The 18,987-nt window shown below is 46.1% G+C and carries 15 protein-coding genes and 1 tRNA gene; 11 read left to right on the forward strand and 5 right to left on the reverse strand.

From position 1 onward, the window contains the following. The first annotated feature begins 137 nt into the window (after positions 1–137). Positions 138–2,657: a S9 family peptidase gene (locus GWO68_RS14025; protein ID WP_162347096.1), complete on the forward strand. Its 2,520-nt coding sequence runs from the start codon at positions 138–140 to the stop codon at positions 2,655–2,657. 109 nt (positions 2,658–2,766) lie between these two features. Here the strand turns inward: GWO68_RS14025 and GWO68_RS14030 are convergent, their stop codons facing one another. Continuing rightward, positions 2,767–2,997 (reverse strand): hypothetical protein, encoded by a 231-nt coding sequence (locus GWO68_RS14030; protein WP_162347097.1) that lies wholly within the window; start codon positions 2,995–2,997, stop codon positions 2,767–2,769. A gap of 221 nt (positions 2,998–3,218) precedes the next feature. Here GWO68_RS14030 and purL point away from each other — a divergent pair, with 221 nt between their 5' ends. The 7 genes from purL (at position 3,219) to GWO68_RS14065 (ending at position 10,948) form a co-directional block, all read left to right on the forward strand. Then, positions 3,219–5,435, forward strand: a complete 2,217-nt coding sequence (gene purL / locus GWO68_RS14035) for a phosphoribosylformylglycinamidine synthase subunit PurL (protein WP_162347098.1) — start codon at positions 3,219–3,221, stop codon at positions 5,433–5,435. Positions 5,436–5,542: 107 nt separating this feature from the next. Beyond that, a tRNA-Gln gene (locus GWO68_RS14040) sits at positions 5,543–5,615 on the forward strand. Positions 5,616–5,948: 333 nt separating this feature from the next. Continuing rightward, positions 5,949–6,878 (forward strand): ribose-phosphate pyrophosphokinase, encoded by a 930-nt coding sequence (locus GWO68_RS14045; protein WP_162347099.1) that lies wholly within the window; start codon positions 5,949–5,951, stop codon positions 6,876–6,878. A gap of 139 nt (positions 6,879–7,017) precedes the next feature. Then, positions 7,018–7,608: a 50S ribosomal protein L25/general stress protein Ctc gene (locus GWO68_RS14050; protein WP_162347100.1), complete on the forward strand. Its 591-nt coding sequence runs from the start codon at positions 7,018–7,020 to the stop codon at positions 7,606–7,608. Positions 7,609–7,962: 354 nt separating this feature from the next. Then, positions 7,963–8,526: an aminoacyl-tRNA hydrolase gene (pth, locus tag GWO68_RS14055; RefSeq protein WP_162347150.1), complete on the forward strand. Its 564-nt coding sequence runs from the start codon at positions 7,963–7,965 to the stop codon at positions 8,524–8,526. A gap of 16 nt (positions 8,527–8,542) precedes the next feature. Beyond that, the gene (locus tag GWO68_RS14060; RefSeq protein ID WP_162347101.1) at positions 8,543–9,619 is read left to right on the forward strand and encodes an acyltransferase family protein; all 1,077 of its coding nucleotides are present in this window, start codon (positions 8,543–8,545) and stop codon (positions 9,617–9,619) included. A gap of 93 nt (positions 9,620–9,712) precedes the next feature. Beyond that, positions 9,713–10,948, forward strand: a complete 1,236-nt coding sequence (locus tag GWO68_RS14065) for an MFS transporter (RefSeq protein ID WP_162347102.1) — start codon at positions 9,713–9,715, stop codon at positions 10,946–10,948. A gap of 86 nt (positions 10,949–11,034) precedes the next feature. Here GWO68_RS14065 and metG read toward each other — a convergent pair whose 3' ends face one another. Further along, positions 11,035–13,080 (reverse strand): methionine--tRNA ligase, encoded by a 2,046-nt coding sequence (gene metG / locus GWO68_RS14070; protein WP_162347103.1) that lies wholly within the window; start codon positions 13,078–13,080, stop codon positions 11,035–11,037. A gap of 94 nt (positions 13,081–13,174) precedes the next feature. Here metG and GWO68_RS14075 point away from each other — a divergent pair, with 94 nt between their 5' ends. Beyond that, positions 13,175–13,435, forward strand: coding sequence for a hypothetical protein (locus GWO68_RS14075; protein WP_235942074.1), 261 nt, complete (start codon positions 13,175–13,177; stop codon positions 13,433–13,435). 64 nt (positions 13,436–13,499) lie between these two features. Here GWO68_RS14075 and GWO68_RS14080 read toward each other — a convergent pair whose 3' ends face one another. From GWO68_RS14080 to msrB, 3 genes are all read right to left on the reverse strand, one after another. Next, positions 13,500–13,820 carry a hypothetical protein gene (locus tag GWO68_RS14080; protein ID WP_162347104.1) on the reverse strand — a complete coding sequence of 107 codons (321 nt, stop codon included), beginning with the start codon at positions 13,818–13,820 and terminating at the stop codon, positions 13,500–13,502. A gap of 107 nt (positions 13,821–13,927) precedes the next feature. Beyond that, positions 13,928–14,188, reverse strand: coding sequence for a hypothetical protein (locus GWO68_RS14085; RefSeq protein ID WP_235942075.1), 261 nt, complete (start codon positions 14,186–14,188; stop codon positions 13,928–13,930). 295 nt (positions 14,189–14,483) lie between these two features. Beyond that, the gene (gene msrB / locus GWO68_RS14090) at positions 14,484–15,035 is read right to left on the reverse strand and encodes a peptide-methionine (R)-S-oxide reductase MsrB (RefSeq protein WP_162347105.1); all 552 of its coding nucleotides are present in this window, start codon (positions 15,033–15,035) and stop codon (positions 14,484–14,486) included. A 212-nt stretch (positions 15,036–15,247) separates the two neighbouring features. Here msrB and typA point away from each other — a divergent pair, with 212 nt between their 5' ends. Both typA and GWO68_RS14100 read left to right on the forward strand, forming a co-directional pair. Then, positions 15,248–17,059, forward strand: coding sequence for a translational GTPase TypA (gene typA / locus GWO68_RS14095; RefSeq protein WP_162347106.1), 1,812 nt, complete (start codon positions 15,248–15,250; stop codon positions 17,057–17,059). 302 nt (positions 17,060–17,361) lie between these two features. After that, complete coding sequence (locus GWO68_RS14100) at positions 17,362–18,954, forward strand: hypothetical protein (RefSeq protein WP_162347107.1); 1,593 nt, start codon at positions 17,362–17,364, stop codon at positions 18,952–18,954. Positions 18,955–18,987 lie beyond the last annotated feature (33 nt).

Here is an 18,987-nt window from a genome sequence, read left to right on the forward strand (position 1 = left end):
CTGTTAAACTTTAGGGCACTTTACCTGTCTAAAGCACGCTATTACTATTAAAAGTTGTTAAACTAGCTCTTTTTAAGCTGAGTAGCGCCTAAATACAAACCACCAACACACTTTATTATCTAATCTTTTAGCCTAACATGAGAAAATTTTACCTCCTGTCGCTTCTCCTGCTATTCTGCTTGGGGGCACAGGCACAGTCGCCAGCTAAAGGCAACTACCAGTTAGCGTCACGCTTCTCACCCAAAAAATTGCAAAAGCTTATTTTCAGTACAACTATAGACCCACACTGGCTAAAACAGTCAGACAGGTTCTGGTATGAGTACGAGACTAGCAATGGCAAGAACTGGTACATTGTAGACCCTGCCACCAAAACCAAAAAGCAGCTTTTCGACAAGGATAAGCTTGCTTCTGCCATCACCATGATCGTGCAGGACCCGTTTGATGCACAGCACCTGCCAATCGAGAACCTGAAGTTTTTACCGGGCGAGCAGAATATCCAGTTCGAAGTTAAAAGTACGCTGGATGAAGTAAAGAAAGACCGAATTGATAAGACCGCTCCGGATTCTTTGCAGAAAAAAACATTCTACTTCCGTTATAACCTTGTGACCGAGCAGCTGCAGGAGCTGAAAGACTACGAAAAACCAAAACCTAAAGCACGCTGGGCCTCCATCTCCCCGGATCAGAAAACAGTAGTATTTGCCCGTAAGCACAACCTGTACTGGATGGATATGGCCAATTACCAGAAGGCCCTGAAAAACGAGAAAGACACCACTATAGTAGAGCACCAGTTAACTAAAGATGGTGTAGAATACTATAGTTACGGTGATAGCAGAGGCGAAACCAACGCCGAGCGCGAGAAAAATAAAAACAACCGCAACGCGGCACGTGTACTTTGGTCCCCGGATTCTAAGTATTTTGCTTTTATCCGAACAGATGAGCGTAAAGTAAAAGACCTGTGGGTAATACACAACACGGCCAAAGGCAGACCCGAACTGGAAACCTATAAATACCAGATGCCAGGCGAAAAAGAAGCCCCTATCAGAGAGCTTATGGTGTTCGACTTTGCCGCTAAAACATCTAAGAAGATTAACACTGCTTCTTTTAAAGACCAGGAATTAGGTTTGTGGAATGCACCTGACCTGAAAAAGAACCGCGACGACGAACACCGCCCGGACATCTGGCATGGCACCAACAACAAACTATACTTTACCCGCACCAGCCGCGACCTGAAGAAGATCGATATCTGCGAGCTGGATGTAACTACCGGTAAAGTAACACCAGTTATTAACGAGCGTTTCAACACCTATGTAGAGGTACAGCGTGTTGGCCTGGTTAAAGGTGGCCAGGAGCTAATCCATTGGTCGGAGCGCGATGGCTGGGGACACTTTTACTTATATGATGCTGCCGGTAAACTTAAAAACCGCATCACAACAGGTTCTTATCACTGCGAAAGTATAGAAGGTATAGACGAGAAAAACCGTGTACTATACTTTACTGCCAATGGCCGTGAGACAGGCGAAGACCCTTACTTGCTGCACTTATATCGCATTAACTTCGACGGCTCAGGACTGACACTGCTGAACAAAGGCAACTTCGACAACTTTGCTAACCTGAACGATGGCAACAGCTACTTTGTAAACACAGCTTCCCGAGTTAATACAGTTCCGGTATCAGCGCTGTATAACAGCAAGGGCAAAAAGGTAATGGATTTGGAGAAAGCAGACCTGAGCCGCCTGATGACAACCGGTTACAAATTCCCGGAGCCGTTTATGGTGAAAGCTGATGATGGTATTACAGACATTTATGGTGTGATGTATAAGCCATTCGATTTCGACTCTACCAAAACGTACCCTGTTATTGCTTATGTATACCCTGGCCCACAAACCGAAGCAGTAAACAAATCGTTTGGTCGCAGCATGGACCGCATTGACCGTTTGGCGCAACTTGGTTTTGTAGTGATAACAGTTGGTAACAGAGGTGGCCACCCGGCCCGCTCTAAGTGGTACCATACCTATGGCTACGGCAACCTACGCGACTATGGCCTGGCCGATAAGAAAGCAGCTATTGAGCAGCTGGCAGACCGCCACAAATTCATCAACATAGATAAAGTAGGTATAACCGGGCACTCTGGTGGTGGTTTTATGTCTACGGCAGCTATGCTGGTTTACCCTGATTTCTTTAAGGTAGCTGTATCAGGTGCTGGTAACCATGAGAACAACATCTATAACCGCTGGTGGAGCGAAAAGCACCATGGTGTAAAAGAGATGATCTCTCCAAAAGGCGACACCTCTTTTGTATACAACATCGAGAAAAACCCTGACCTGGCGAAGAACCTGAAAGGCAACCTGCTATTAGTAACCGGCGACGTGGACAACAACGTGCACCCGGCCAACACCATCCGCATGGCAAACGCCTTGATCAAAGCTAACAAGCGTTTTGATTTTATGCTGATGCCAGGGCAGCGCCACGCTTTCGGCGACATGACGGAATATTTCTTCTGGCTGATGGGCGATTACTTTACCAAACATTTGCTAGGCGACTTCTCGCAACCTGTGGATATACAGGAAATAAACCGGGAGATTGAGAACGGTGGCGAGAAAAAGAAAGGCGCCATTACCGGCACAGGCACAGGAGGTGGCCGAATTGCCGAAGAGTAGCCAAACTATAGTTTAACGTAAAAACAAAAGATCGCAGCCAGGACTAACCTGGCTGCGATCTTTTGTTTTTTACAAAGTGTAGATTGCCTGCTACACGCCTGCCACCTGGCTATAGTTGCTTCAGCAGCTCTATCTGGTCATCGTTAAGCAAAATGTACCTGTTGTTAAAAGGGTTGGCGTAAAACTTCTCTGCAATTACGTACTCGCCGGTTTTTAGCTTATGAATGTTGTAGCTGAACAGGCTGTTGGAACGTTCAATTACCCGTTCTGTCGTGCTCAGATCGAGTTGGCGACCACAGGTTGTTGTGATCATTTCGCGGTTAAATGTTGTAGTAGGCATAATAATAAGGATAAGGGAGTTCCTACTTTACGAAACTGCTAGCAGTTGGTGACACTTCAGAAAAAATAAACCGGATTTTTTTTCCTGGGTTAGCCGATTGTTACTGCAGGTCTGCTTTCAACCCCACAAAAGTACATCAACTATAAAATCCGTAATTCTGCTGTGCTCTTAAACTATAAGTTCCTACTTTTGCTAATCCGTTACATCAACCCAGACAAAACGTGGAAAATCAACTGACAACAGTCGAAACTGCTCAGAAGCTTGGCCTTCTGGAGGAAGAATTTGAAAAGATCAAACAGATTCTGGGCCGCACGCCCAATTTCACCGAGTTAAGTATCTTCTCCGTAATGTGGTCGGAGCACTGCTCTTACAAAAACTCCATTGTCTGGCTTAAAACGCTGCCAAAAGACTCGCCACGCATGCTGGCAAAAGCCGGTGAAGAAAATGCCGGCCTTGTCGATATCGGCGATGGTTACGCCTGCAGCTTCAAAATAGAATCGCACAACCACCCGTCAGCCATAGAGCCTTACCAGGGCGCTGCAACCGGCGTGGGCGGTATAAACCGTGATATCTTTACGATGGGTGCCCGCCCAATTGCGCAGCTTAACTCCCTGCGTTTCGGCAACCCTAATTCCGAGAAAACAAAAGGCTTGCTACGCGGTGTTGTAAAAGGCATCAGCCACTATGGCAATGCTTTTGGTATACCTACTGTTGGCGGCGAGCTTTTCTTTGACGAATGCTACAACATAAACCCGCTGGTAAATGCTTTCTCGGCAGGTATAGTTAAAGTAGGCGAAACGGCTTCGGCTACCTCTTATGGCGTAGGCAACCCGGTGTTTATAGTTGGTTCTGCTACCGGTAAAGATGGTATACACGGTGCCGCATTTGCATCTAAAGACATCAACGAAGATTCAGCCAAAGACCTTCCATCTGTGCAGGTGGGCGATCCGTTCCAGGAAAAACTGTTACTGGAAGCTACATTGGAGATCATCCAGTCGGGCCACGTAATTGGTATGCAGGACATGGGTGCGGCCGGTATCACTTGCTCTACTTCTGAGATGAGTGCCAAAGGCGAGCACGGTATGGATATCTGGTTGGATAAAGTTCCTACCCGCCAGGCCAACATGATGCCTTTTGAGATTTTGCTTTCTGAGAGCCAGGAGCGCATGCTTATAGTTATGAAAAAAGGCTATGAGCAAACTATAAAAGACATCTGTGATAAGTGGGACCTGTACTGTGAGCAGATAGGTGTAGTAACTGAAGGTGGCCAGTTACGCTATTACCAAAACGGTGAGTTAGTAGCTGAAGTACCTGCCAATGACCTTGTGTTAGGTGGAGGTGCGCCAGTATATCATCGTGAGTATCGCGAACCAGCTTACTTTGCTGAAAGCAAGAAATTTAACATCGACCAGGTTGCTGAGCCAGAAGATTACCAGAAAGTAGCTGAGTTTTTAGCCACACACCCGAACATTGCCTCTAAGCGCTGGGTATACCGCCAGTATGACTCTATGGTGGGTACTGCCACCATGACGACGAACGCCCCTGCTGATGCCGCTATAGTTAAAGTAAAAGGCACTGATAAATCGATTGCGGTAACCGTGGATTGTAACAGCCGCTACGTGTATGCCGACCCGGAAGAGGGAACCGCTATTGCTGTAGCCGAAGCTGCCCGCAACATCGTTTGCTCTGGCGCCGAGCCGGTAGCCATAACCAACTGCCTTAACTTCGGCAACCCCTACGTGCCGGAAGTATACTGGCACTTTGTAGGCGCCATTAAAGGCATGGGCAAAGCCTGCACCGCATTTGGTACGCCGGTTACAGGTGGTAACGTAAGTTTCTATAACCAGTCATCCGACGAAGGCCCTGTGTTCCCGACGCCAACTATAGGTATGCTGGGTATACTGGAAGATAAAGCAAATAAAATGACGCTGGCTTTCCAGAACACTGGTGACATCATCTATATGATCGGCGATGCACAGAATAACATTGCTTCTTCGGAGTACCTATACTCTTACCACAACGTGAAACTCTCTCCTGCTCCATACTTTAACATGGACGAGGAAGTAAAGCTACAGGAAACTATAAAAGAGATCATCGCAAACAAGCTGGTTAATTCGGCGCATGACGTAGCAGATGGTGGTTTATATATCGCGTTGTTAGAGTCGGCGATGCCAAACGAATTGGGCTTTGATATCGAAACAGATAAAAATTTCAGAAAAGACGCATTTTTATTTGGCGAAAGTCAGAGCCGCGTAGTGGTGTCGGTTTCGCCGGAACAGCAGGCTGCTTTTGAAAGTGCGCTAAAAAATAACGGTGTGAATTTCACTAAATTAGGTGCCGTAACTACCCACGATTGCCACATTGATGGTGAACTTTTCCATGGCATTACAGTAGCCAAAAAGCACTACGATACCGCGCTGGAGCAGATTTTAGACTAATTTTTTTCGATTTTTTTTCGGGAAATGTTTGCAGTTTAAAATCGTCTCTCTATCTTTGCATCACTGAACGACGAAGGGGCTTCCACCCTGAAATCTAGTAAGTAACTTGTCCGATGGTGTAACTGGCAACACGTCTGATTTTGGTTCAGAAGAGTCCAGGTTCGAAACCTGGTCGGACAACGTTTAAAAAGCCCTTAGCAAACGCTAAGGGCTTTTTTGTTTTACAGCTTTTTTACTTTACTCTTCTGCCTGTTAACTATAACCGGTTCGTTTTATAGTATGGCTCCAGCAAGGCACCTGTTGCTTTTGTGCTACGTTACAGTTTATAAATTATAGCCCGTACTTTAAACTATAACTGCTGCGTTACTAAAATACAAGGGTACTAAGCGTTATAGTTTTAGAAAATTGCCTGCATAATTATCCGTATAATCAGGTATCGCTAACAAGTTATTTCGTAGCTTTGCAGGCATATTAATCTTAACCTAAACCCTTCATTTAGCTTTAAGTAAGACTATGCCCCAGGTAAAAATCTTTTCCGGATCGGCCTCCCAGTATTTAGCTGAGAAAATTGCTACTGCCTACGGCACTAAGCTCGGCGACCTAACTATTTCCCGCTTCAGCGATGGTGAAATTGGCGTACACTATAACGAGTCGGTGCGTGGTGCCGAAGTCTTTATAGTTCTCTCTACGTTTCCGCCGGCTGATAACCTGATGGAACTTATGTTGCTGGTAGATGCTGCTAAGCGTGCATCGGCGCACAAGGTAATTGTGGTAATGCCTTACTATGGCTATGCCCGCCAGGACCGTAAAGACAAGCCACGTGTTTCTATCGGGGCAAAAGTGCTGGCCAATGCCGTGCAGTCCTGCGGTGCCGACCGCCTGATGACCTGCGACCTGCATGCCGGCCAGATACAAGGTTTCTTCGATATTCCGGTAGATCATCTGGATGGATCAGCCATATTTGTGCCTTACCTGCGCAGCCTTAACCTGGGCGAGAACCTTATCTTTGCGTCTCCGGACGTGGGTGGTGTGGTACGTACAAGATCATTTGCCAAGAACTTTGGTGCCGAAATGGTAGTTTGCGACAAGCACCGTGTGCGCGCCAACGAAATTGCCTCGATGCAGGTGATCGGTAACGTGGAAGGCCTGGATGTAGTGTTGGTGGATGACATGGTAGACACTGCCGGAACGATAACCAAAGCAGCGCAGCTGTTAAAAGAAAAAGGTGCCAGATCAGTTCGTGCTATTGCCACGCACCCGGTGCTTTCGGGTCCGGCTTACGAGCGCATCGAGAACTCGGTACTGGAGGAACTGGTAGTTTCTGATACCATTCCACTTAAGCAGGCTTCTTCTAAAATAAAGGTGCTTACGTTCTCCGAACTGTTTGCACGCGCTATTAACAACGTAGTTACGCACGAGTCTATAAGCTCGCTGTTTATATAAGCTGAATTGTTAAATGGCTGAATGGTTAAATTGTTAATATTTTTTTAGAACAAATTTCAACAATTAAACAATTTAGCCTTCAACAATTAAAATAAAAGGTCTACCTTTGTGGCTCGAAAAATTTTAACAAATTCATTTTATGAAAACTTTAGAGATTATAGGGTTTAAAAGAGCAAATCTCGGCAAAGCGCAGACAAAAGAACTGCGTAATGAGTCTTATGTACCAGGTGTATTATATGGCGGCGCTGAGCAAGTTCACTTCTATGCACCAGCTATCCTGTTCAGAGACTTAGTTTATTCTCCGGAAGTATACGAAGTAGACTTAAATATTGAAGGGACACACTACAGAGCAGTAATGCAGGATGTACAGTTCCACCCGGTTAACGAAATGCTGTTACACGTTGACTTCCTGGAGCTACAGGATGACAAGCCAGTGAAAATGGAAATTCCGGTTAAAATGGTTGGTACTTCTCCAGGTGTTATAGTTGGTGGTAAACTTGTAACGAAGCTGCGTAAGCTTAAAGTAAAAGCGCTTCCTGCAAACCTGCCAGACTATATCGAAGTTGATATCTCTGAACTTGAGCTTGGTAAGTCAATCAAAGTTAGCAAGATCAACACTGGTGGTAACTACGAGATCCTTACAAACGCATTAGCACCAGTTGCAACAGTAACTATCCCTCGTGCGCTTAAGAGTGCTCAGATGGAAGAAGCCCGCGCTGGTAAAAAATAAGCTTTGCTTCTCAGCAATCAAATCCTGCCCTGCTCCAAAGCGGGGCAGGATTTTTTGTTTATGATGAGAGGTTTAATTGTTCAATGGTTTAATTGCTAAATTGCTGTTTGTTGATTGGTAATTGCTGGTTGTTGCCTGAACCTGGATAAATAGAGAATTTTATGATTAACAAGGTTTATAGAGATCGTACTTCTCACGATTGAAGGTTTGTCTGAACTATAGTTTACAGAACCATTTAACAATTAAGTCATCAACAAGTTAACAATCAAGCAATTGAGCACTTCAACTATAGATACTATAAAACAATGGCTGGGGCTGGCACCAAAAGCTCCTGCCCTACCCGAAGATACAAGCATGAAATACCTTATAGTTGGCTTGGGCAACATAGGTCCCGAATACGCCGAAACACGCCACAACATCGGATTTATGGTGCTGGACTATCTGGCTAAAAAGCATGATGCCAAATTTGATGTGAGCCGCCATGCATTTGTAGCTGAATTTAAAGCGAAAGGCCGCACCTATGTGCTGGTAAAACCTACTACCTACATGAACCTGAGCGGCAAAGCTGTAGGCCATTGGCTAAACTCTTTAAAGCTAAGCCCGGAGCAAATGCTGGTGATAACCGATGATATTGCCTTGCCATTTGGCACCTTGCGCATCCGGATGAAGGGCAGCGCCGGTGGGCATAATGGTTTAAAGAATATTGAGCAGACGCTGGGCCACAACAACTACCCACGCCTGCGTTTTGGGGTGGGCGATGCGTTCCATAAAGGCAAGCAGGTAGACTACGTCCTCAGCAACTTCAGTAACGACGAACAGGCCGAACTACAGACCCTGATCGAGAAATCAGCGGATGCGGTGCTCTCTTTTGGCACCATCGGGCTGGAGCGTACTATGAATACCTTTAACACCAAGTAAGCAGCTCAACTATAAAATGGCAGTGCAGCAACTCAAACAAGCTCCCTCCAGAGTAACCTCACTCGATTATGTGCGGGGGTTGGCTGCATTTGGTATTTTGCTGTACCACTTCCAAAGCTGGACACTGGGGCACATGGAGGCTGAGAGTTTCTGGGGACGCATTGGCTTGTATGGTGTTGCTATATTTTATGTACTGAGTGGCCTTACCCTTTACCATGTGTACGAAACCCGCCTGCAACTACAGAAAGCCCCGTTAACAGACTTTTACCTGAAGCGCATTTTCAGGCTATTCCCGCTACTATGGCTCATCATGCCGGTATACTTGCTCATCGACCCTACCCTGCGCGACTGGGACCGGATAGTGCTGAATTTTACTGGCCTTTTCGGTTTTGTGAACTGGGACGAGCCGATTGGGGTTGGCGTTTGGTCTATTGGTAACGAACTGGTGTTTTACCTTTTCTTCCCTGTTTTCCTGTTTGCGGCAAAGTATAGCCGTTGGGCATTTGCTTTGGAGTGTTTGCTTATAGTTGCCATTGCCATATACTTTGCTTTTTATAGTATAGATGATGCTGCCCCGCTCGCTCAAGAGTGGCGTGATTATGTAAACCCTTTTAACCAGATCTTCCTGTTTTTAGGAGGCGTGGCCATTGGCTATTTCACAAAGTATAAGCAACTACCCTCGCTACCATTAGTGTTGCTATTAATTATGGCTGTAGCTGTATTTACCTATTACCCGGCTGACGGCAACACCATAACCCTGGTAACCGACTGGAACCGTTTTATTTTCGCGGGCACCTGCCTGGCGGTTTGCTTTGCCATGTATAAACTACCGCTAACCTTACCCAACGTGCTGCATGTACCTTTGCATACCTTGGGCGAGATCAGTTATGCGGTATACTTGCTTCATCCCCTGGTACATAAGGTCGTAAAGTATCTGGCAAAACAACTTCACTTTTCTCCCTGGGTCACCATTCTCCTGGCTATAGCTATTACCCTTATACTAAGTTACCTGGTGTACCAGTATTACGAGAAGCGCTTTATCAGGCTTGGGCAGAAGGTTAGCGCAACTATAACCGGCAAAATGGCAGCTTAATTATAATGCTCCTCTCAAAAATTCCTGTAGCCAGCCTATAGTTTACAGCTTATTTTATACCTTGTCTCTAATCGCATATTTTACCGCTTGTTCATGAAAAAGGTGCTCCAACTTTACCGTAACGCATTTGGTGGGCTGTCGCAGCAGGCCTGGATGATGTCGGTGGTAATGCTGATAAACCGGAGCGGCGCCATGGTTATACCCTTTTTGGGGGTTTACCTGACAAAGGAGCTAAACTATAGTTTAAAAGAGACCGGCGCTATACTTAGTATTTATGGTTTAGGCTCGGTGTGTGGCTCTTTTCTGGGTGGGTGGCTCACCGATAAAGTAGGGCATTTTAAAGTACAGTTTGTGAGCCTTACGCTGGGTGGCGCACTATACTTTATACTGCTTAATTTACGTCAGTTCGAGTACATGGCAGCCGGTGTTTTTATACTTAGCCTGGTAAACGACATGTTGCGACCGGCCAACGCATCCTCTATCGCCTACTATTCAAAACCTGAAAACGTAACCCGTGCTTTTTCCCTGAACAGAATGGCCATAAACCTTGGCTTTTCTATTGGTCCGGCACTTGGCGGCTTACTGGCAGCGTTATCGTATAAATGGTTGTTCATTGCCGATGGCGCTACGTGTATGGCGGCCGGCATTTTCTTTTTTTTATACTTCCGGGCACAGAAAGGGCACCAGCCTGTAAAAGCTAAACCTTCCCAAGAAGCTCCTGCCGTAAAATCACCGTACCGCGATGGCTGGTTCATACTTTTTGCGGCCTTATGCAGCTTGTTTGCTATCATTTTTTTCCAGCTGTTTGCTACGTTGCCGCTCTATTATACCCAGGTACACGCCTTATCCGAAACGCACATTGGTTTGCTAATGGCCCTGAACGGCCTTATCGTTTTTTCGCTGGAGATGATCATTGTTTACCTGTTAGGTGAGCATGCAAAAAAGTCTGTGCTAGTAGCCAGCGGCTTGCTCATGCTTGGATTTTCTTTCGTGTTGCTTAATCTTTTCCCGCAGGTAAGTGTGCTTTTTGTATCGATGTTACTGCTCAGCATTTCGGAGATACTGGCCATGCCGTTTATGTCAACTATAACCGTAGAGCGATCGAATATAGATAACAGGGGTGCTTACATGGGGCTTTATACGATATCGTATGCAGCGGCACATGTTATATCGCCATACCTGGGCACCAGCATTATTGCAGCCTATGGATTTGATATGCTTTGGTGGGCGTCGGGCGGTTTATCTATAGTTGCTGCTGTAGGTTTATACCTGGTCATCCACCAGATGGAGAAGCAGCGGTTCGCAAGGCAGGCTATAGTTGCCGGGTAAAGGTGAGAGTCAACCTATTTAGTCTATACAAAAAGCCCCACAACTATAGTAGCTGCGGGGCTTTTTCATTTAATTTAAACTATAATTTACGATACTGTACCTCCAGGCTTTACCTCTTTGCTTGGCTGCACAAACGCTAGGGAGCCATCTGCATTCTCAGCCATCAAAATCATGCCCTGGCTGGTAATGCCTTTGATGTCGCGCGGTGCCAGGTTAACCAATATGCTTACCTGCTGGCCTACGATCTCGTCTGGGTTAAAGAACTCTGCAATGCCGCTCACTATGGTGCGCTGGTCTATACCAGTATCTATAGTTAACTTCAGCAACTTTTTGGTTTTGGCTACTTTCTCGGCGGCAAGTATAGTTCCGATACGGATATCCATTTTAGAGAAGTCCTCGAACGAGATATTCTCTTTGGCTGGCGCTACTACCGCATTTGCTGCTTCGTTTGCCTTCTTCGTATCCAGTAACTTTTGCACCTGCGCTTCTACGGCTGCATCTTCTACTTTTTCAAACAGCAATGCAGGAGTACCAATCACGTGTCCTTCTTTCAGCAGATCGTCAGCACCGGCATCTGTCCAGCTGTTACCTAAGGCCATGTTCAGCATATTGCGCAGCTTCTCTGCAGAATCCGGAAGGAATGGCTCCATAAGTATAGCCAGGCTACCAGAGATCTGAAGCGCGATATTCATGATGGTTTTTACACGCTCTTCGTCTGTTTTTATCAGCTTCCAGGGCTCTGTGTCGGCCAGGTATTTGTTGCCCAAACGTGCCAGGTTCATTAGTTCGCCTAAGGCATCGCGGAACTTGTAACGCTCTATGTGCGCAGCAATTACCATAGGCATACCGGCTAATACTTCCAATACTTCTTTATCGTAATCGGTTAATTCGTTGCGAGTTGGTACAGCGCCGTTGTAATACTTTTGGGTAAGCACTACCGCGCGGTTTATAAAGTTACCTAGTATAGCCAGCAACTCGTTGTTATTGCGGGCCTGGTAGTCTTTCCAAGTAAAGTCGTTGTCTTTGGTTTCCGGGGCATTGGCACACAGTGCATAACGCAGCACATCGCCTTTACCTTTAAAATCCTCCAGGTACTCGTGCAGCCACACCGCCCAGTTACGCGACGTGGATATCTTATCGCCTTCCAGGTTCAGGAATTCGTTGGCAGGCACGTTGTCTGGCAAAATGTAATCGCCGTGCGCCTTCAGCATGCTCGGGAAAATGATGCAGTGGAACACGATGTTATCCTTACCAATAAAATGTACCAGCTTTGTATCTTCGTCTTTCCAGTATTTTTCCCAATCCGGCGTCAACGCTTTGGTGGCTGAGATATAACCGATCGGTGCATCGAACCATACATACAATACTTTTCCTTCTGCACCTTCAACCGGAACAGGCACACCCCAGTCCAGGTCACGGGTTACGGCACGTGGCTGCAAGCCCTGGTCTATCCACGATTTGCACTGCCCGTACACGTTTGGTTTCCAGTCAGATTTGTGGCCTTCTACTATCCATTCGCGCAGCCATTGTTCGTACTCGTTTAGTGGCAGGTACCAGTGCTTTGTTTCGCGCATTACCGGCACGGCTCCACTTAATGTACTTTTCGGATTGATCAGGTCTGTTGCATTGAGTGTAGAACCGCAGCTTTCGCACTGGTCGCCGTAGGCATTTTCGTTTCCGCACTTAGGGCAGGTACCCACTATGTAACGGTCCGCTAAAAATTGCTTTGCTTCCTCGTCGTAATATTGTTGGGTGGTCTGCTCTATAAACTTACCGTCGTTGTATAGTTTCAGGAAGAAATCAGAAGCTGTTTCGTGGTGTATTTTAGAAGAAGTACGGTCGTAGATATCAAACGAAATGTTGAAATCGGCAAACGATTGCTTGATCAGCTCATGGTATTTATCTACGGCTTGCTGCGGCGTAATTCCTTCTTTTTTAGCGCGTATCGTTATCGGAACGCCATGCTCATCAGACCCGCAAATAAATTTAACATCGCGGTTTTGCAGGCGCAGGTAGCGTACGTAAATATCAGCCGGCAGGTACACCCCAGCCAGGTGGCCGATATGTACCGGGCCATTGGCATAAGGCAAAGCTGCCGTTACAGTATAGCGTTTAGGAGTAGTTGTTGTCATTTTTCTTCTTAAAAAAAGCAAATATACGAATAGCAGCCACAATGCGCCCAGCTATAGTTTCACATCCTATAAAATCAGAAAACTATAGTTACCTATGGCGGCTTCTTCCGTAAACGGAACATCACCTACTGTATACTTTAACATGAAGCAGAAAGATAATGCCCATACCAAAAAAGGAGACGGCGACACGCTGGGCGAAACTAAAAAAAGAAAGCTAAGTGATAACCCGGCTCCTACAAATGCCGACCGTGAATCGGAAACCACCCCACCCGACCACGAAGTATACGTGGACCTGGAACCCGACGAACTGCATGTAGGAGACGTAGACCAGGAACCCGAAGATGTAAGTAAATAACGTGTAGCAACTATAGCAAAGCGGGCGCAGCATTTAATGAATGCTGCGCCCGCTTTGCTATAGTTTAATTGCCGCCTTTTCGGCGATTTACCGGCCTTGGGGTATGCTTGGTAGTATCAACCGGCGAATTGGGTAACTGCTCAGGCCTTACTTCCGGTGGTTTAGATGCCGGGCCGTTACGGTTTTCTTCTATGTTCTTTTTCCGGTTAATGTCGCTCGACTGTTCATCCATGCGGTCGCGAAGGTCGGCGTCTGCATTGCCGCGTAAGCGTATGCGCCGGTTCTGCTCCACTCCTGCCGCTCCTTCCTCACCTTCCGACAAAGAGGTACATCCTACCAAGCCCAACACCGCCAACCCAACTATAGCGCTTCTATACTTTTTCATAGCTTATTATTTTAACCGGGCACGCAACTACAAATCATGCACTTATAGTTTAAAGTATACGGCAGAAAACTATAGTTTAACAGAAGTAAAGCAGGTTTATAGCAAGTTTACCTTTCAGTTAATGATCTGTAACCGATCTGGGTCAGCATCAGTCCATCGGGTGCCGGGTTTACGTAAGCTAGTTTTGCCAGATGCTGCTCTGCCTCTTTCTGCACATCTTTATATTTAGGGTACTTGTCCTGCAAAATCGGGTAAAGGTCCTCGTAGCGCAACACTTCGCCTTCACTAATGTTGTTTGTGTTAAAGGCATCCATTATAATCTGCGAAAGGTTCTCAATATTCTCAGCCTCTGAATGTAGTTCTGTCATCGTTTTATAGTTTATAGTTCAGGTTAACAGGTACGGCAGGCTGGGTTAATTGTTAGTTGTTGATTGCTGATTGTTGATTACAGGAAAGGTTGAAAGGCATATTTGCTAAACTGAAGATAGGTACACTATGCTATTGTAATTGTACTGCCGCGAGCGTCCTGACTCGTAATTTGGGGTGGTGTCGTACCTCCAGATACAACTGGCCGACACCGACAGGCATGGCAAAGGCGCTGGCTATAGTTCTATAGTTAAGTTATAGTTTATAGTTGAAGCAAAATCCAGATTCAGACAAACTTTACTTAGTGGCCTTAAAATCTAATGCAGCGGAGTTGAGGCAGTAGCGCAGGCCGGTCGGTTTGGGGCCATCATCAAACACGTGGCCAAGGTGGCCACCGCAACGGGCGCAAACAACTTCGGTGCGCACCATGCCGCCGCTTGTGTCTTTCACTTCCCTTATTCTATAGTTGGCAATGGGTTTCCAGAAACTGGGCCAGCCGGTACCGGACTCAAATTTGGTTGCTGAGCTGAAAACCGGGTTGTGGCAAGCCGCGCAATAGTAAGTGCCTTTAGCTTTGTTGGCGTTATACTTGTTTCTGAAGGCCGGCTCGGTGCCTTTTTTACGGAGTACAAAATACTGCTGTGGCGTCAGCACTTTTTCCCATTCGGCATCAGTTTTATAAACGGTGTCGCGCTGTGTTTGGCTGTTCAGTTCTGCTGTTTTGGCTTCGGGTAAAGGAGCTTCGCCGGAAGTAGCGGTAGTGTAAGCGGCATTTGCTGGTTGGTCCTGCTGGTTGCAGCCCACTAAGGTAAATGCCAAAGCTGTAGTTAAAATATGGAATACGTTCATAGCTATAGTTACGCGTTAAAAGAGGCCAGGGCTTAATACACTGCATTATTTATACCTCAATTGAACAAAGATGCCCTACCTTATGTTTGCCCCTTAATCAGCGTCAGTTCAACGATCCTGAGGAAATAATAAAAACATAACCTCTTTATTTCGAGCAGGCTACTAAATTTCAAAGGTTTTTTAGTAATTTTGCACCTCGAAAAATCAATTCAATGCAGAACATTCGTAATATCGCGATCATCGCACACGTAGACCACGGCAAAACAACGCTCGTGGACAAGATCATCCACGCTTCAAAGCTTTTTGCTGAGCACCAGCACTTTGATGACCTTATCCTGGATAACAACGACCTGGAGCGCGAACGCGGTATCACGATCGTTTCCAAAAACGTGTCAGTTCGCTACAAAGGTGTAAAAATCAACGTTATAGACACCCCTGGCCACGCCGACTTTGGTGGTGAAGTAGAACGCGTACTTAAAATGGCCGATGGCGTACTACTTTTAGTAGATGCTTTTGAAGGTGCCATGCCACAGACACGTTTCGTACTGGGTAAAGCGATACAACTTGGCCTGAAGCCGATTGTGGTGGTAAACAAAGTAGATAAAGAGAACTGCCGTCCTGATGAAGTACACGAGCAGGTATTTGACCTGATGTTTAACCTGGATGCTACCGAAGACCAGCTTGATTTTACAACGCTATACGGTTCTTCTAAGCAAGGTTGGATGAGCACCGACTGGACGCAGCCAACTGACAACATCACGCCTCTTTTAGATGCTATCATTGACGTGATTCCAGCAGCTCCGTTCCGTGAAGGTACAGCCCAGATGCAGATCACATCCCTTGACTATTCTTCTTTCGTGGGTCGTATCGCTATCGGTCGTGTGCACCGTGGTACGCTTAAAGAAGGTATGCCAATCGCGCTTTGCAAAGCAGATGGTTCTATTACAAAAGGCCGTATCAAAGAACTTCAGGTATTTGAAGGACTTGGCAAGAAAACAGTACAGGAAGTATCAGCTGGCGAAATTTGCGCTGTAACTGGTATTGAAGGTTTCGATATTGGTGATACTATTGCTGATGCGGAGAATCCTGAGCCACTTACCCGTATCTCTATCGATGAGCCTACGATGAACATGTTGTTTACGATCAACAACTCTCCTTTCTTCGGTAAAGAGGGTAAATTCGTAACATCACGTCACCTTCGTGATCGTCTTTTTAAAGAAACAGAGAAAAACCTGGCCCTGCGCGTACAGGAAACCGACCGTGAAGATACATTCCTGGTATTTGGTCGTGGTATCCTGCACTTGTCTGTACTTATCGAAACCATGCGCCGCGAAGGCTATGAATTACAGGTAGGTCAGCCACAGGTTATCTATAAAGAAATTGACGGCCAGCGCCATGAGCCAATCGAGCATCTGGTAGTTGACGTTCCGGAAGAAACTGCCGGTAAAGTAATTGAACTGGTAACGCAGCGTAAAGGTGAACTGACCATTATGGAGCCGAAAGGCGACCTGCAGCATCTGGAGTTCAACATTCCTGCGCGTGGTTTGATCGGTCTGCGTAACAACGTACTGACTGCTACTGCCGGTGAAGCCATCATGAACCACCGTTTCCAGAGCTACGAGCCATACAAAGGTGCTATCCCAGGCCGTAACAACGGTTCTATCATCTCTATGGAAACTGGTCCTGGTACAGCTTACTCTATCGATAAACTACAGGACAGAGGTGTATTCTTCGTTGATCCGGGTGTAGATGTGTACATGGGTCAGGTAATTGGTGAGCACAACCGCCAGAACGACATCACGGTAAACATCCAGAAAGGTAAGAAGCTGACAAACATGCGTGCTTCCGGTTCTGATGACAACACCAAGATCGCTCCTGCTAAAAACTTCTCTCTTGAGGAGGCCATGGAATACATCCAGAAGGATGAGTACCTGGAAGTAACGCCAAAGAGCCTGCGTATGCGTAAGATCTATTTAGACGAGAACGAGCGTAACCGCATGAGCAAGAAAGAAGAAGTAGCGTAAGCTATAGTTTAAATAACTTAAAATCCCCGGTCAGGTAATGCTGGCCGGGGATTTTTGTTTTGTGGCTAAATGAGTTGCTGTTTCGGCAGTTATAACCATCTTCTTACCCAATAGATTACCAACCGGTTACAACTCAGATTACAACTATAGTTTATAGTGCGTCTAACTATAGTTCAGTAAAATTAACTATAAAACTGCCTTTACTGGTTATAAAATCCTATTTACGGAGCCTAACTTTTGCTTTAAGTGTAAACAATATATCTGATTTACGTTAGATAGTGACAAGATTATATTCTTGAACTATGAAACTGATATACCTGCAGGCTTTGCTTGCATTGATAACTATAAGCATAAGCGGGTGTGCCCGTAAAAATTTCTACGCAAAAACACCCGTTACCGACCCTGCCGTTTACAAACAGCTCCTGCAAAATCCGGCAACTATAGATAGCGTAACTATACAGGCTGGCAAACATTACAAACGCGGTGCCTTGCACCGGCTGTTCTGGGGCACACACTACCGTTCGGTCTGGAATGAGCCTGTAACGTTGCCTGTTTTTGATAAGACCAGGATTAAAGGCGGCCTTGAATTCGAGAAACTTGGCGGTGGTTTTCAGACGACCAGCATGACTCTGACTGACAGCACAGGCTTTACCTACGCACTCCGCTCCATTGATAAAGACCCTGTAAGCGTGGTGCCGGGCATCTGGCGCAAGACCTTTGTAGCCAATATTCTCCGCGACCAGACCTCGGCCATTAACCCGTATGGTTCGCTGGTAGTTGCTCCGCTTGCACAGGCAGCCGGAATCCCGCATTCTACACCCGTGTATTATTATGTGTACCCCAACGATACCACTTTCGGCGAGCATAACGAACGCTTCAGTGACAACGTGTTTATGCTGGAGGAAAAATACGACGGAAAAGATGCCATAACTCCTGCATTAGGCGATGCCGAAGACCTGGTTGGATCGGAAGATGTGCTGAACAAACGCTATACCGACGACGATCATTTTATAGATCAGCCTGCCTTTGCCAAAGCCCGTTTGCTTGACCTGCTCATAAATGACTGGGACCGTCATGAAGGGCAATGGGACTGGGCCGAGTACAAGAAGAACGGCAATACTATTTATAAACCTATCCCCAAAGACCGCGACAATGCCTTTTACCGTTTCCAGGATGGCATTATTCCCTGGTTGTTCAGCCGCAACTGGGCCATCCGGAAATTTGAGTCTTTTGATGAGGAGTATAACGATGTGTATGCCCTTACCATGAACTCCAGTTTTATAGACCAGCGCGCACTGGCACAGGTTACCCGTCAGCAATTCGATTCGCTGGCCCTCGAAATGCAGGCTGCTTTATCCGACCAGGTAATAGAAAATGCTGTAAAACAATTCCCGGCATCGGTTTATAAACTGGAAGGAGAAAAAACAACCCACAAACTAAAAAGCCGCCGCGACCAATTACCGGAAGCTGCCGCCGAGTTCTACAAAATATTAGCTAAAGTACCGTTAGTGGTAGGCTCTGATAAGGAAGAAGAATTTAAAGTAAAACGCCTGAACAGTAACGAGACTGAAGTAACAGTAACCCGCAAATCAGATGACGCCATTGTTTTCAGGCGCACATTTTATACTTCTGAAACAGAAGAAATAAAACTATACGGCCTGGCCGGTGACGACGAATTTGAAATAGAAGGCGAAGTAGACAAAGGTATAAAGGTAACTATAGTTGGTGGCCGGGGCGAAGACGAGATCAAGGATAAATCAGAAGTTAAAAGTGGCGGAAAAAAAACCTGGGTATACGATACCAAGCGCGGCACAGAACTGGAAAAAGGCCCAAATACTAAAGATAAAACCACAAACGACGTAAGAGTACATGCTTTTGACAGAGAAGGATACTAGAGAGTTTAGGAGTTAAAGAAACACTACATTTTG

This window comes from Pontibacter fetidus, assembly GCF_010119545.1.
Taxonomy (GTDB): domain Bacteria; phylum Bacteroidota; class Bacteroidia; order Cytophagales; family Hymenobacteraceae; genus Pontibacter; species Pontibacter fetidus.